At 54.3% G+C, this 15,374-nt stretch carries 13 protein-coding genes; 9 read left to right on the top strand and 4 right to left on the bottom strand.

Annotated features, from left to right (window positions below):
* Genes BM007_RS16940 through BM007_RS16925 form a run of 4 tightly spaced genes read left to right on the top strand, consistent with a single transcriptional unit; the run spans nucleotide 1 to nucleotide 3,459 of the window.
* Entirely contained in the window at nucleotides 1–273 is a 273-nt protein-coding gene (locus BM007_RS16940) for a PTS sugar transporter subunit IIB (RefSeq protein ID WP_024908960.1), read from the top strand.
* A 21-nt stretch (nucleotides 274–294) separates the two neighbouring features.
* Entirely contained in the window at nucleotides 295–1,686 is a 1,392-nt protein-coding gene (locus tag BM007_RS16935; protein WP_023312548.1) for a PTS ascorbate transporter subunit IIC, read from the top strand.
* Nucleotides 1,683–2,513, top strand: a complete 831-nt coding sequence (locus tag BM007_RS16930) for a transketolase (protein ID WP_024908961.1) — start codon at nucleotides 1,683–1,685, stop codon at nucleotides 2,511–2,513. The genes BM007_RS16935 and BM007_RS16930 overlap by 4 nt, the downstream gene beginning before the upstream one ends.
* On the top strand, nucleotides 2,506–3,459 hold the full coding sequence (locus tag BM007_RS16925) for a transketolase family protein (protein ID WP_090419965.1): 954 nt from the start codon (nucleotides 2,506–2,508) through the stop codon (nucleotides 3,457–3,459). The genes BM007_RS16930 and BM007_RS16925 overlap by 8 nt, the downstream gene beginning before the upstream one ends.
* Nucleotides 3,460–3,571: 112 nt before the next feature.
* On the opposite strand, the gene pta is transcribed toward BM007_RS16925, so the two are convergent.
* Both pta and ackA read right to left on the bottom strand, forming a co-directional pair.
* Nucleotides 3,572–5,713, bottom strand: a complete 2,142-nt coding sequence (gene pta, locus BM007_RS16920; RefSeq protein WP_090419962.1) for a phosphate acetyltransferase — start codon at nucleotides 5,711–5,713, stop codon at nucleotides 3,572–3,574.
* Between the two features lie 76 nt (nucleotides 5,714–5,789).
* On the bottom strand, nucleotides 5,790–6,992 hold the full coding sequence (gene ackA / locus BM007_RS16915; RefSeq protein WP_024908964.1) for an acetate kinase: 1,203 nt from the start codon (nucleotides 6,990–6,992) through the stop codon (nucleotides 5,790–5,792).
* A 337-nt stretch (nucleotides 6,993–7,329) separates the two neighbouring features.
* On the opposite strand from ackA, the gene yfbV reads away from it, so the two are divergent.
* The 4 genes from yfbV to BM007_RS16895 all read left to right on the top strand — a co-directional run bounded on the left by yfbV (nucleotide 7,330) and on the right by BM007_RS16895 (nucleotide 10,950).
* On the top strand, nucleotides 7,330–7,785 hold the full coding sequence (gene yfbV / locus BM007_RS16910) for a terminus macrodomain insulation protein YfbV (protein WP_008502875.1): 456 nt from the start codon (nucleotides 7,330–7,332) through the stop codon (nucleotides 7,783–7,785).
* A 91-nt stretch (nucleotides 7,786–7,876) separates the two neighbouring features.
* A complete protein-coding gene (locus tag BM007_RS16905) occupies nucleotides 7,877–8,371 on the top strand; it encodes a YfbU family protein (RefSeq protein WP_008502874.1) in 495 nt (164 codons plus the stop codon).
* A gap of 11 nt (nucleotides 8,372–8,382) precedes the next feature.
* A complete protein-coding gene (locus tag BM007_RS16900) occupies nucleotides 8,383–9,042 on the top strand; it encodes a sugar phosphatase (RefSeq protein ID WP_024908965.1) in 660 nt (219 codons plus the stop codon).
* Between the two features lie 75 nt (nucleotides 9,043–9,117).
* Entirely contained in the window at nucleotides 9,118–10,950 is a 1,833-nt protein-coding gene (locus BM007_RS16895) for an SLC13 family permease (RefSeq protein ID WP_090419959.1), read from the top strand.
* An 80-nt stretch (nucleotides 10,951–11,030) separates the two neighbouring features.
* Here the strand turns inward: BM007_RS16895 and yfbR are convergent, their stop codons facing one another.
* The gene (yfbR, locus tag BM007_RS16890) at nucleotides 11,031–11,630 is read right to left on the bottom strand and encodes a 5'-deoxynucleotidase (RefSeq protein WP_090419955.1); all 600 of its coding nucleotides are present in this window, start codon (nucleotides 11,628–11,630) and stop codon (nucleotides 11,031–11,033) included.
* 94 nt (nucleotides 11,631–11,724) lie between these two features.
* Entirely contained in the window at nucleotides 11,725–12,939 is a 1,215-nt protein-coding gene (gene alaA / locus BM007_RS16885; RefSeq protein WP_008500204.1) for an alanine transaminase AlaA, read from the bottom strand.
* A 938-nt stretch (nucleotides 12,940–13,877) separates the two neighbouring features.
* Here alaA and lrhA point away from each other — a divergent pair.
* Nucleotides 13,878–14,816: a transcriptional regulator LrhA gene (gene lrhA / locus BM007_RS16880; RefSeq protein WP_021241557.1), complete on the top strand. Its 939-nt coding sequence runs from the start codon at nucleotides 13,878–13,880 to the stop codon at nucleotides 14,814–14,816.
* The last annotated feature ends 558 nt before the right edge of the window (nucleotides 14,817–15,374 follow it).

Below are 15,374 nucleotides of genomic sequence, written 5' to 3'. Positions count from 1 at the left end.
ATGAAAATCATGGCTATTTGCGGTTCTGGCCTGGGCAGTAGTTTTATGGTCGAAATGAATATTAAAAAGGTGCTCAAAAAGCTGGAGATTGAAGCTGAGGTTGAACACTCCGATCTCTCCTCAGCCACGCCGGGCGCGGCCGATCTGTTCGTGATGGCAAAAGACATTGCCGCCAGCGCCAGCGTGCCGGAAAGCCAGCTGGTGGTGATCAACAACATCATCGACATTAACGAACTTGAAGCGCAGCTGCGCGGCTGGTTCGAAAGACAATAACCCTGATAAGGCGAGGTGGATATGTTTATCCTTGAAACGCTGAATTTCGTTGTTGATATTTTAAAAGTCCCTTCGGTGCTGGTCGGTTTAATCGCGTTAATCGGTCTGGTTGCGCAGAAAAAAGCGTTTTCCGACGTGGTGAAAGGGACCATTAAAACCATCCTGGGCTTTATTGTGCTGGGCGGCGGCGCTACGGTGCTGGTCGGGTCATTAAATCCCTTAGGCGGGATGTTTGAACATGCATTTACGATCCAGGGCATTATTCCAAACAATGAAGCGATAGTGTCCATTGCGCTGGAAAAATACGGTGCAGCGACCGCGCTGATTATGGCCTTCGGCATGGTGGCGAATATTATCGTCGCCCGCTTTACCCGCCTGAAGTATATCTTCCTGACCGGACACCACACGTTTTATATGGCGTGCATGATTGGCGTGATCCTGACGGTGGCGGGCTTTGAGGGCGTGGGGCTGGTCTTTACCGGCTCGTTGATCCTCGGCCTGATCATGGCCTTCTTCCCGGCGATTGCCCAGCGCTACATGAAGCGCATTACCGGCAACGATGAGATTGCCTTCGGCCACTTCGGCACGCTGGGCTACGTGCTGTCCGGCTGGATTGGCAGCAAGGTCGGCAAAGGCTCCCGCTCAACGGAAGAGATGAACCTGCCGAAGAACCTTAGCTTCCTGCGCGACAGCTCGATCTCCATCTCCCTGACCATGATGATTATCTACCTGATCATGGCGGTGAGCGCCGGGCGCGAGTACGTGGAGGCCACCTTCAGCGGCGGTCAGAACTACCTGGTCTACGCCATCATCATGGCGATTACCTTTGCGGCGGGCGTGTTCATCATCCTGCAGGGCGTACGCCTGATTCTGGCGGAAATCGTTCCGGCCTTTACCGGCTTCTCGGAAAAACTGGTACCCAATGCGCGTCCTGCGCTGGACTGCCCGGTGGTGTATCCCTATGCGCCAAACGCGGTACTGATTGGCTTCCTGTTCAGCTTCCTTGGCGGGATTGTGGGGTTGTTCATCTGCGGTCAGTTTAGCTGGGTGCTAATCCTCCCGGGCGTGGTGCCGCACTTCTTCACCGGCGCAACGGCGGGCGTGTTTGGTAACGCCACCGGCGGACGTCGCGGGGCGATGATTGGCGCTTTTGCTAACGGCCTGCTGATTACCTTCCTGCCGGTCCTGCTGCTGCCGGTGCTGGGCGCCATTGGCTTTGCCAACACCACCTTCTCTGACGCCGACTTCGGCGCGGTCGGGATTGTCCTCGGCAACCTGGCGCGCTTCCTCTCGCCGCTTGCCATCACCGGGCTGGTCGTGGCGCTGTTCGCGCTGCTGGTGGCGTACAACGTCTTCGCGAAAAACAAACCTGCGGGCGGTAACGCGCAGGAAAACACCGGAGCCAAATCATGAATGAGAAAGAGATAACCGAACTCGCGCGTCAGATCCGTCTTGAGACGCTGAAATCCCTGACGCAGCTCGGCTTTGGCCACTATGGCGGCAGCATGTCGGTGGTCGAAACCCTGGCCGTGCTGTACGGCGCGGTGATGAAAATCGACCCGGCGGATCCGGACTGGCCGGAGCGAGACTACTTTGTCCTGTCGAAAGGCCATGCGGGCCCAGCGCTCTACAGTACCCTGGCGATCAAGGGCTACTTCCCGACAGAAGAGCTGAGCACGCTGAACCAGAACGGCACGCGCCTGCCCAGCCACCCGGACCGCCTGAAAACGCGCGGCGTGGACGCCACCACCGGTTCGCTGGGGCAGGGGATTTCCATCGCGGGCGGCATGGCGCTGTCGCACAGGCTGGCCGGGCGACCGAATCGGGTCTTCTGCATCGTCGGCGACGGCGAGCTGAACGAAGGGCAGTGCTGGGAGGCGTTCCAGTTTATCGCCCACCATCGCCTGAACAACCTGACGGTATTTGTCGACTGGAACAAACAGCAGCTCGACGGCGAGCTGGACGAGATCATCAGCGCGTTTGACCTGGAGGGCAAATTCCGCGCCTTTGGCTTTGATGTGGTGACGGTGAAGGGGGACGACATTCCTGTGCTGCTGGAGGTGACGTCGCGGGTTCCGGCTGCTGATGCGCGTCCGTTAGTCGTCATACTCGACAGTATCAAAGGGCAGGGTGTGCCGTATCTGGAGCAGCTCAGCAACTCGCACCACCTGCGATTGACCGCGGAGAGCAAAGCGGCCCTCAACGAGACGATTCGCCAACTGGAGGCTTCACATGATTAAGGTTGCACCGGCAGGACAGAAAGACGCCGTTGAGATGCGTAAAGTTTACGCTGGCTTCGTGGCAAAGCAGATTGAGGCCGGAAGTGACATCATTGCGCTCGAAGCAGACCTGATGAGCTCAATGGCGATGGACGGCGTGGCGCGCGATTATCCGCAGCACGTGATTAACTGCGGCATTATGGAGGCCAACGTCATTGGCACCGCGGCGGGGCTGTCGCTGACCGGACGCAAGCCGTTCGTGCACACCTTCACCGCGTTTGCCAGCCGTCGCTGCTTTGACCAGCTGTTTATGTCCCTGGACTATCAGCGCAACAATGTGAAGGTGATTGCCTCGGACGCGGGCGTGACGGCCTGCCACAACGGCGGAACGCATATGTCGTTTGAGGATATGGGCATCGTACGCGGTCTGGCGCATTCGGTGGTGCTGGAGGTGACCGACGCGGTGATGTTCGAGGACGTGCTGCGCCAGCTTATCGACCTTGAAGGCTTCTACTGGGTGCGGACCATTCGTAAGCAGGCGCCGAGCGTGTATGCCCCGGGCTCCACCTTCACCATCGGCAAAGGCAACGTGCTGCGTGAAGGAACCGATATTACGCTGATTGCCAACGGCATCATGGTGGCGGAAGCGCTGGAAGCGGCGCGCCAGCTTGAGCAGGAGGGCGTCAGCGCGGCGGTCATCGACATGTTTACCCTGAAGCCCATCGACCGGATGCTGGTGAAAAACTACGCCGAGAAAACCGGACGCATCGTCACCTGTGAAAACCACAGCATTCACAACGGCCTGGGGTCGGCGGTGGCGGAAGTGCTGGTGGAAACCTGCCCGGTGCCGATGCGGCGGGTGGGCGTCAAGGAGCGCTACGGTCAGGTAGGGACGCAGGATTTCCTGCAGAAGGAATATGGCCTGACGGCACATGACATTGTGTCGGCGGCGCGCGAGTTGCTGTAAATAAAAAAGGCGACCGGTTAAGTGGTCGCCTTTCTTGCCGGATGGCGCTTCGCTTATCCGGCCTACAAAACCGTAGGCCCGGTAAGCGCTAGCGCCACCGGGCTTTTTAACATTACTGCTGCTGCGAAGACTGAATCGCGGTCAGAGCGATGGTATAGACGATATCGTCAACCAGCGCGCCACGGGACAGGTCGTTCACAGGTTTGCGCATCCCTTGCAGCATCGGCCCGATGGAGATCAGGTCTGCAGAACGCTGTACCGCTTTGTAGGTGGTGTTACCGGTGTTCAGATCCGGGAAGATGAACACGGTAGCGCGACCTGCAACCGGCGAGTTCGGCGCTTTGGATTTCGCAACGTCAGCCATAACCGCGGCGTCATACTGCAGCGGGCCGTCGATCATCAGATCAGGACGTTTTTCCTGAGCAATACGGGTCGCTTCACGCACTTTCTCTACGTCGCTACCTGCACCAGAAGTACCGGTGGAGTAGGAGAGCATCGCTACGCGCGGTTCGATACCGAAGGCAATCGCAGAGTCCGCGGACTGGATAGCGATCTCAGCCAGCTGTTCTGCAGTTGGATCCGGGTTGATCGCGCAGTCGCCGTAAACGTAAACCTGTTCAGGCAGCAGCATGAAGAACACGGAAGACACCAGAGAGCTGCCTGGCGCGGTTTTGATCAGCTGCAGCGGTGGACGGATGGTGTTCGCCGTGGTGTGAACCGCACCGGAAACCAGACCGTCAACTTCGTCCTGCTCCAGCATCAGCGTGCCCAGCACCACGTTGTCTTCCAGCTGCTCACGCGCAACGGCTTCGGTCATGCCCTTGCTCTTACGCAGCTCAACCAGACGGGCAACGTAGCTTTCGCGAACCACTTCAGGGTCAACGATTTCGATGCCTGCGCCCAGCTCAACGCCCTGAGAGGCCGCTACGCGGTTGATCTCATCCGGGTTACCCAGCAGAACACAGGTCGCGATGCCGCGCTCTGCACAGATAGCAGCCGCTTTAACGGTACGTGGTTCGTCGCCTTCTGGCAGAACAACGCGTTTGCCTGCTTTACGCGCCAGCTCGGTCAGCTGGTAACGGAATGCTGGAGGAGACAGACGACGGCTGCGCTCGGAGGTCGCCGTCAGGGATTCGACCCAATCTGCGTTGATGTAGCCTGCAACGTATTCCTGAACTTTCTCAATACGCTCGTGGTCATCAACCGGCACTTCCAGGTTGAAGCTCTGCAGGCTCAGGGAGGTCTGCCAGGTGTTGGTGTTCACCATGAAGACCGGCAGGCCGGTGGCGAACGCGCGTTCGCACAGCTTGCTGACGCGTGGGTCCATCTCGTAGGCACCGGTCAGCAGGATCGCACCGATTTCCACGCCGTTCATCGCGGCCAGGCAGGCTGCAACCAGCACGTCAGGGCGGTCTGCGGAAGTCACCAGCAGGGAACCTGCGCGGAAGTGTTCCAGCATGTGCGGAATGCTGCGCGCACAGAAGGTCACGGACTTCACGCGGCGGGTGTTGATGTCGCCTTCGTTAACCACGGTGGCGTTCAGGTGACGTGCCATATCGATTGCACGGGTGGCAATCAGATCGAAGCTCCATGGCACCGCGCCCAGTACTGGCAGCGGGCTGGATTCCTGCAGCTTAGCCGGGTCAACTTTGATGACTTTCGCTTTTGACGAGTCGTCGAAGATCTCGGACAGGTCAGGGCGAGTACGACCCTGCTCATCCACCGGTGCGTTCAGTTTGTTCACGATCACGCCGGTGATGTTGGTGTTTTTCGCGCCGCCGAAGCTGCTGCGCGTCAGTTCGATACGCTCATTCAGCTGCTCTGGGGTGTCGGTGCCCTGAGACATCACGAAAACGATCTCTGCGTTCAGGGTTTTCGCGATTTCAAAGTTCAGAGACTGGGCGAACTGGTGTTTGCGCGTCGGGACCAGGCCTTCAACCAGCACCACTTCCGCGTCTTGCGCGTTAGCATGGTAGTTGGCGATGATCTCTTCCATCAGCACATCTTTCTGGTTGCTGGACAGCAGAGACTCAACGTGGCTCATCTTCAGCGGTTCAGCCGCTGGCAGATTGGAATTCTTGCGAACGATGGTGGTGGTCTGGTCTGGCGCATCGCCACCGGCACGTGGCTGGGCGATTGGCTTAAAGACGCTCAGACGAACGCCTTTGCGTTCCATAGCACGGATAACGCCAAGGCTGACGCTGGTCAGGCCGACGCTGGTTCCGGTAGGGATCAGCATAATAGTACGGGACACGGTTTATCCTCTTTCGTTACCGCCCAAATGTAGCGGGTTACAAAACAGCACCGCCAGCATTGCTGGCGGTGTGGAATCAGGCAGTCAGGCGGTGCGCGTCTTGCGCAATGACCAGCTCTTCGTTAGTTGGGATAACGATAGCCGGGCGGGTGCCTTCTTTGTTGATGAAGCCAGACTTGCCGAAGCGGGCAGCCAGGTTACGCTCGTGATCAACTTCGAAGCCCAGAACGCCAAGTTTACCCAGGGACAGTTCACGAACCATCGCTGCGTTCTCACCGATACCACCGGTGAAGATAACCGCGTCCAGACGGCCTTCCATCAGCGCAGTATAAGAACCGATGTACTTCGCCAGACGGTGGCAGTAAACGTCCATTGCACGTTTAGCGTCTTCTTTGTCTGCGTAGTTGTCTTCAACATAACGGCAGTCGCTGGTGACTTCGGTCAGACCCAGCAGGCCAGACTCTTTGGTCAGCATTTTGTTGATCTGGTCAATGCTCATGCCCAGGGTGTCGTGCAGGTGGAAGATGATCGCCGGGTCGATGTCACCGGAACGCGTACCCATCACCAGACCTTCCAGCGGGGTCAGACCCATGGAGGTATCAACACATTTACCGTTACGGATAGCAGAAACAGAACCACCGTTGCCCAGGTGGCAAGTGATGATGTTCACTTCTTCAACCGGCTTGTTCAGCACTTTTGCCGCTTCCTGAGTTACATAGAAGTGGCTGGTGCCGTGTGCGCCATAACGACGTACGCCGTGTTCTTTGTACAGGCTGTACGGCAGGGCATAGAGGTAAGATTCTTCCGGCATGGTCTGATGGAACGCGGTGTCGAACACGGCCACGTTTTTGTCTTTCAGATTCGGGAAGGATTTCAGCGCTTCAGCGATACCGATCAGGTGAGCCGGGTTGTGCAGCGGTGCGAAGGATGCAGAGTCTTTGATACCCTGAATCACAGACTCGTCGATAACGACAGAGCTGGTGTATTTTTCGCCGCCGTGGACGATACGGTGACCAATCGCAGTCAGCTGAGCAGACAGTTCTGGTTTTTGTGCCAGAATAGTGTTAACGATAAAGTTCAGCGCTTCACTGTGAGCGGCGCCTGCACCTAAAGCCGCTTCTTGTTTGCTGCCGTCCATCTTCCACTTGATACGTGCTTCAGGCAGATGGAAACATTCGGCCAAACCAGAGAGGTATTCGTCACCGTTGAGCGCATCGATGATGGCGAATTTCAGTGAGGAGCTACCGCAGTTCAGAACCAGTACTAACTTACTCGACATGGAAGTACCTATTATTGATACGTGGCTAAAAAAACGTCAGTGAGTCTAACAGCGTAACGCATGATGACTCAGACATTTATGATTAACATCATGCCAAACGAACATTGTGGCATGATGGAAGAAATAACTATGATTTTATGCCATTTTGCACAATTTTCAGCCAATGGCATAATATGCAATAATTTGACGAGTTAATGATTCTCGTCTATGGCCCTATCAGGCTGGCACAGGATACCCGATACGGGGTAGAGATGACAAAATATTTTGAACGTTGTCATAGCTTGTTGTGGTTTTGCACGAAAATTTTAATTTTTATATGTGAAGTTGAGGTACAGCCATGTCGACACCAGAGAACCCGTCCGTAAATTTCTTTAGTCTGTTTCGTCGGGGACAGCATTACGCAAAGACGTGGCCGATGGAAAAGCGCCTTGCGCCTATGTTTATTGAGAATCGCACCATCCGCGCCACGCGCTATGCGATTCGCTTTATGCCGCCTGTCGCTATCTTTACGCTGTGCTGGCAGATTGCGTTGGGTGGGCAGCTTGGACCTGCGGTCGCCACGGCGCTCTTCGCATTAAGCCTGCCGATGCAGGGACTGTGGTGGTTAGGTAAACGGTCCATCACCCCACTTCCTCCTTCTATTTTACACTGGTTTTATGAAGTGCGCGGTAAGCTGGAAGAGGCCGGGCAGGCGCTCGCCCCGGTGGAAGGCAAGCCGGATTACCAGGCGCTGGCGGACACGTTAAAGCGTGCTTTTAAGCAACTCGATAAAACATTCCTCGATGACTTGTGATTGATCATCGAAACGACGACGAAAAGAAGGCACAGTAACAATCAGTTACCGTGTCTTTTTTTTAAGTGCAATGCGCTACAGGAGTCGAAAGATGGAAATGACCCATGCTCAACGTCTGATTTTGTCCAATCAGTACAAAATGATGACTATGCTTGATCCCGATAACGCTGCGCGCTACAGCCGCCTGCAGACCATCGTCGAACGCGGTTTTGGTTTGCAAATGCGCGAACTGGACCGCGAGTTTGGCGAGCTGAAAGAAGAAACCTGCCGCATCGTGATCGACATTATGGAGATGTATCACGCCCTGCACGTCTCCTGGACGAATCTCAAAGATCAGCAGTCCATTGACGAGCGCCGCGTGACCTTCTTAGGCTTTGATGCGGCAACGGAAGCGCGTTATCTGAGCTATGTTCGCTTTATGGTGAATACGGAAGGGCGCTATACCCACTTTGACGCGGGCACCCACGGCTTCAACGCGCAGACTCCGATGTGGGATAAATATCAGCGTATGCTGAGCGCGTGGCATGCCTGCCCGCGTCAGTACCATTTAAGCAGCAACGAAATTCAACAAATCATTAATGCCTGACGGAGGTGCGTGTGCAGTGTAGAGGTTTTCTGTTTGATCTGGACGGTACGCTGGTGGATTCGCTGCCGGTTGTGGAGCGTTCCTGGTGCCATTGGGCTGACAGACATGGCATCGACCATCAGGACGTGCTGAATTTTATCCATGGCAAACAGGCCATTACCTCGTTACGGCACTTCCTGGCCGGACGTTCTGAGGAAGAAATTCAGGCGGAGTTCAAATACCTGGAACACATTGAAGCCACGGATACGGACGGCATTACTGCGTTACCGGGCGCGCGCGAGCTGCTTGAGCATCTGAACGAGGCGCAGATCCCGTGGGCTATCGTCACCTCAGGCTCCATTCCGGTTGCCCACGCCCGTCATAAGGCAGCTGGTTTACCGAAACCGGAAGTGTTTATCACCGCGGAGCGCGTTAAGCGCGGCAAACCTGAACCCGATGCATTTTTACTGGGGGCTGAACTGCTGGGCCTCGACCCCGCAGAGTGTGTGGTGGTGGAAGACGCGGCCGCTGGCGTACTGGCCGGGCTGAACGCAGGAAGTCACGTCATCGCCGTTAACGTTCCGGCCGGATCTCCCCGGCTGGACGAGGCAGATTTGGTGCTGGATTCACTGACGGCCCTGTCTGTTTCAAAAGCCTCTGACGGAGTTGTAACCGTCTCGCTAAAAGTGTAATCCCATGATATGGCCCCACATTGCTGGGGCTTTTTTATGGCAAAATTCCTCATCTTCCACTGACAAGGATAAGTTGTGAACGGTGAACTGATTTGGGTCCTGAGCCTGCTTTTAATCGCCATCCTTCTTTTTGCAACGGGCAAGGTACGCATGGACGCCGTCGCCCTGTTTGTCATCGTCGCGTTTGTGCTGAGCGGTACGCTCACGCTACCGGAAGCCTTCTCCGGATTTAGCGATCCCAACGTTATCCTCATTGCCGCCCTGTTTATCATCGGGGATGGGCTGGTGCGCACCGGTGTGGCGACCATCATGGGGTCGTGGCTGGTGAAGGTGGCGGGCAACAGCGAAACCAAAATGCTGATCTACCTGATGGTGACCGTCGCCGGGCTGGGGGCGTTTATGAGCTCCACGGGCGTGGTCGCCATCTTTATCCCGGTGGTGCTGAGCGTCTCCATGCGGATGCAGAGCTCGCCGTCACGCCTGATGATGCCTCTGAGTTTTGCCGGTTTGATCAGCGGCATGATGACGCTGGTGGCAACGCCGCCGAACCTGGTCGTCAACAGCGAACTGATCCGCGAAGGATTTGAGGGCTTCAGCTTTTTCAGCGTCACCCCGCTGGGGCTGGTCATTCTGGTGTTGGGCGTGGTCTACATGCTGCTGACCCGGTTTGCCCTAAAAGGTGAAAAACAGGACAAAAACAAAGAAGGGTGGAAGCGACGCACCTTCCGCGATTTGATTAAAGAGTACCGCCTTACCGGGCGCGCGCGCCGTCTGGCTATTCGTCCTGGCTCGCCGATGGTGGGGCAGCGGCTGGATGACCTGAAGCTGCGTGAGCGCTATGGCGCGAATGTGATCGGCGTAGAGCGCTGGCGTCGTTTTCGCCGGGTGATTGTCAACGTCAACGGGGTGTCGGAATTCCGCGCACGGGACGTCCTCCTGATTGATATGTCCACTGCGGACGTGGATCTGCGCGAGTTTTGCAGCGAACAGCTGCTGGAACCAATGGTGCTGCGTGGGGAGTATTTCTCCGATCAGGCGCTGGATGTTGGCATGGCCGAGGTGTCGCTGATCCCTGAATCGGAACTGTTGGGCAAAACCGTGCGGGAAATGGGGTTCCGAACCCGCTATGGCCTGAATGTCGTGGGGCTGAAGCGCGATGGCGTAGCGATGGAAGGGGCGGTGGTGGATGAACCGATCCTGCTGGGCGATATTTTTCTCGTCGTCGGTAACTGGAAGCTCATTAGCCAGCTCGGACAAAAAGGGCGTGACTTTGTGGTGCTCAACATGCCTGTTGAGGAGAGCGATGCCTCCCCGGCGCACAGCCAGGCCCCCCACGCGATTTTTTGTCTGGTGCTGATGGTGGCGCTGATGCTGACCGATGAGATCCCCAATCCGGTCGCCGCAATCATTGCCTGTCTGTTGATGGGTAAATTCCGCTGTATTGACGCCGAAAGCGCCTATAAAGCCATTCACTGGCCGAGCATCATTCTCATTGTCGGGATGATGCCCTTCGCCCTGGCGCTGCAAAAAACCGGCGGGGTGGATCTGATCGTTAAAGGCTTAATGGACGTGGGCGGCGGGTATGGGCCGTACATGATGATGGTCTGCCTGTTTATCATGTGCGCCACTATCGGTCTGTTTATCTCCAATACCGCGACGGCGGTACTGATGGCGCCGATTGCACTGGCGATGGCCAAATCCATGGGCGTGTCGCCGTATCCTTTTGCGATGATGGTCGCAATGGCGGCCTCAGCGGCATTTATGACGCCAGTTTCTTCACCTGTGAACACGCTGGTGCTGGGGCCGGGGAACTACACATTCAGTGATTTCGTGAAGCTGGGCGTGCCGTTCACCGTGCTGGTGATGGTGGTATGCGTGATATTGATACCGGTTCTGTTCCCGTTCTGAGCATTTTGCCGGGTGGCGGCTACGCCTAACCCGGCCTACAACCCCGTAGGCCCTGCAAGCGCAGCGCCGCTGGGCGACAGTCAGAGGGGAGAATCCTGGCTAATCTCATCCAGCGATAGATGGAAGCTCGGCACAAACACCTGCATAAAGTAATCCATCTCTTCGCTGCGGCGGGATTCCAGTGTTTTTTCCAGACGCGTTTTTGCCAGTAAAAATTCGTTATTCCCCGCGGACAGCTCTTCCAGACACTTGAGGTAGGCGCAGAGCGCGTCGGCCTGTTTGACCAGCGACTTTTCATCTTCCGTGTATTGATGCTCATCGATGAGCGGCTCAAAGATGTCGCGCAGTTCTTCGGGCACCATCTCAATCAGCTTCTGCTGGGCAATTTTCTCGATGGCCTTATATTCCTGCGCAATCTGCGAGTTGAAATACTTTACCGGCGTAGGCAGGTCGCCGGTCAGCACTTCTGACGCATCGTGGTACATCGCCAGCAGGGCAATGCGCTCTGGATTGACCTGACCGTTGAATTTGCGGTTTTTAATGGCGGCCAGCGCGTGAGCGACCATCGCAACCTGCAGACTGTGCTCTGACACATTTTCCGTGCGGACATTGCGCATCAGCGGCCAGCGGTTGATGAGTTTCAGGCGGGAGAGGTGGGCAAAGAAATGACTCTGACTCATAGGGTACCTTTTGTCTTCACTGCGACAGGCGTTCATTGTGCGGGGAGGGGAGGGAAGATGCAAATCAGGCTACCGAAGTAGCCTGATTTTAAGATTACTGATGGTATCCGGAGAGGAAGCGCCCGAAGCGGCTGATGGCCATTTCCAGATCATCTTCGCGCGGCAGCGTCACGATACGCACGTGATCCGGCCACGGCCAGTTAAACGCCGTACCCTGAACCAGCAGCACTTTTTCCTGCAGCAGGAAATCGAGCACCATTTTCTGGTCGTCATGAATATTGAAGCGCTTCGCGTCAATTTTCGGGAACATGTAGAGCGCGCCATTCGGCTTCACGCAGGAGACGCCCGGAATATCGTTGATCAGTTCCCACGCACGGTTGCGCTGTTCGTACAGGCGACCACCGGGAACGATGAACTCGCTAATGCTCTGATAGCCACCCAGCGCCGTCTGGATCGCGTGCTGCGCCGGAACGTTGGCGCATAAACGCATGGAGGCCAGCATCTCCAGCCCTTCAATATAGCCTTTGGCGTGCTTTTTCGGACCGTTCAGTACCATCCAGCCCTGACGGAAACCGGCCACGCGATAGGTTTTAGACAGGCCGTTAAAGGTGACGGTCAGCAGATCCGGGGCCAGCGCAGCGATTGAGTGGTGCTGTGCCGCGTCGTACAGGATCTTGTCGTAGATTTCGTCGGCGAAAATGATCAGGTTGTGCTGACGGGCCAGTTCGACGATCTCCATCAGCAGCTCTTTCGAGTATACCGCGCCCGTTGGGTTGTTCGGGTTAATGATCACGATGCCGCGCGTGCGGGGCGTAATTTTCGCGCGAATATCATCGAGGTCCGGGAACCAGTCAGAGGACTCGTCGCACAGGTAGTGCACCGCTTTACCGCTGGACAGTGACACGGCTGCCGTCCACAGCGGATAGTCCGGCGCGGGTACCAGCATTTCGTCACCGCTGTTCAGCAGTGCCTGCATCGCCTGCACGATCAGTTCGGAGACGCCGTTGCCGATATAGATATCTTCAACGGTAACATCACGCATACCGCGTGCCTGGTAGTGCTGCATGATGGCTTTACGTGCGGAGTAAAGTCCTTTTGAATCGCAATAGCCTTGTGCAGTAGGAAGGTTGCGGATCACATCAACCAGAATTTCATCCGGCGCTTCAAAACCAAATGGCGCTGGGTTACCAATGTTGAGTTTCAGAACCTTGTTGCCTTCTTCTTCAAGGCGTTTTGCCTCTTTCAGAACCGGGCCGCGGATGTCATAACAGACGTTATCTAGCTTGCTGGATTTTTCGATAGGGGACATGAACCTTTAACCTTTTCGCTATGATTGCCACTCCCTGCCGTGGAAGTCAGCACGGAATAATGTACTCCCCCCTCGCTTCGTTTTGAAGGGTGTGCAGTAGAAGATTTTGTGCCGGGAGCAAAATTTTGATAAATCTTTTTCTCTGGGTGTATGCTTTTATGCTGGCTTAAAGTTGTGCGCACGGTGCCATATTTGGTTAAATGTGCTATTCATTTGTCAAAATTGTGTATATTGTGCTGGTAAAAATAGGTGGAAAGCAGGACAAAGGTGGCAATCACCTTGAGTGACATTTCGTTAAACCTGAATGCTTGATACCTGTTTCTGTAATAGCATGCTGTGGCTAAAAGTTACTCATGTGAAATTAATGTTAAGTGCCATTAATGAATGGTCTTAATCTAAATTAAAATTTATTTATTATTAACCTAAAAAATGCAACTTTAGTTAATTCTAATAAAATTAGTTTAGAAGCTTAACATTCTTCTTTAATCCTCAATATTGCAATAAGACTTATAAATAAAGTGGATTTGGGTTAAGATGTCTTCCAGGAAAGCAGAGTGCAGATACACGTTTTTTGTATATCTGTGACTGGTTTTCCTCATTAATTGATTGTTATTGTTGGAGTTATCTCTGGCTGGAATGTGTCGAACATCTCCTGCTACGTTGACAGCGCTGCGATACAGATGGCAGAAAAGGTGTTATACCTTTAATGTAATTTACATAAACCTGCGAACATCTAAATATCCTGAACGTTTAAGAGAATAAAAATAACGTCATGAAACGTGCTTTCTGACTGTTGATATAAAGCAGCACAATAACTATCTGTCAGGCAGTCTGCCGGGCCGGGATGCGAGGGAAAATCTTCAGAGGGAATTGCTTAACTGTACACACACAGCTTCAACCCGGGCAGCTCCGCACGAGCAACCTGAAAGTGAATAGATATGATAAATGCAAATCGTCCGATAATGAATCTCGACCTCGATCTGCTGAGAACGTTTGTTGCGGTCGCCGATCTCAACACTTTTGCAGCCGCTGCTGCCGCCGTTTGCCGAACTCAGTCTGCCGTCAGCCAGCAAATGCAGCGGCTGGAGCAACTGGTTGGTAAAGAGCTTTTTGCGCGTCATGGGCGTAATAAGCTCTTAACGGAACACGGTATTCAGCTTCTGGGTTATGCCAGGAAAATTCTTCGCTTTAATGATGAAGCATGTATGTCATTAATGTTTAGCAACCTTCAAGGGGTGCTAACGTTAGGCGCATCTGATGAGTCAGCGGATACTATATTGCCGTTTCTACTCAATCGTATTAGTTCGGTTTATCCGAAGCTTGCGCTGGACGTTAGCGTAAAGCGTAATGCCTTTATGGTTGAGATGTTAAATGAGAATAAAGTTGACCTGGTGGTCACCACGCATCGTCCCGGGCAGTTTGACTGCCTGACGCTGCGTACATCGCCTACGCACTGGTATTGCGCGGCCGAATATGTGCTGCAAAAAGGGGAGCCGGTTCCACTGGTCTTACTGGATGACCCGAGCCCGTTCCGCGATATGGTGCTCACGGCACTGAATGAGGCCAACATTCCGTGGCGTCTGGCGTATGTGGCTTCCACGCTGCCAGCGGTCCGTGCTGCCGTGAAGGCCGGTCTGGGTGTGACGGCCCGTCCGGTTGAGATGATGAGCCCCGATCTGCGCGTCCTGGGAAAATCCGATGGTCTTCCTGCGCTGCCGGATACGGAGTATCTGCTCTGCCACAATTCGTCCAGCCATAACGAGTTGGCCAAAGTGGTGTTCGAGGCGATGGAAAACTACCATAACCCGTGGCAGTTCGAACGCGTTACCTCCGAAGGGGGGGATGATTCCCTGATCGTTGAAGGGGATTTCGAGTGATCGATAGCTCAAAATTCTGGTAACAAAATGTAAGTGTAAAAAAAAGCCACTCGTGTGATTTTCACATGCAGTGGCTTTTTTTTAGCAAAAATATCCGCTTATGGCGTATGGGTTTTCAGGATACTTCATATTTATCAACATGCTAAATGCTTTTGCTTAAAACTTGTCCGTTTTCCGTTCTAACTTCAACCACCTACCTCCCATGTTAAAAAAACAGGAAATATGTTGCCGTTTTCCTGGTTGAATTAACAAAAGCGTGTCACAGATCAAGAAAATACTCCTATTTGGGGGGAGGAATCGTTGGCAAATCCTGTCAAAATAGGAGGGTTATTTTTTTTACTTCCGAAACGGACACGATTCAACAACATACATTTGACGGAAAGTCATGGACCCACCAGGGTTAAAGGGCACCAAATGTTAATGAGAATCGCTCGATGTAATTTAATGTGAAGAAACCTTTGTTAAAGTTGACAATAGGTTATAGAAAGGAGTAAAAAACCCCATCATTTTGCTGTCTACGTCTCATTTCTGACAGTTAGTGTAAGGTTATTTGTTCCT

Source organism: Enterobacter sp. NFIX59, assembly GCF_900113755.1.
Lineage (GTDB): Bacteria > Pseudomonadota > Gammaproteobacteria > Enterobacterales > Enterobacteriaceae > Enterobacter > Enterobacter pseudoroggenkampii.
The sequence above is the reverse complement of the archived record's forward strand: the minus strand, read 5'-3'. Positions and strand labels throughout refer to the sequence as shown.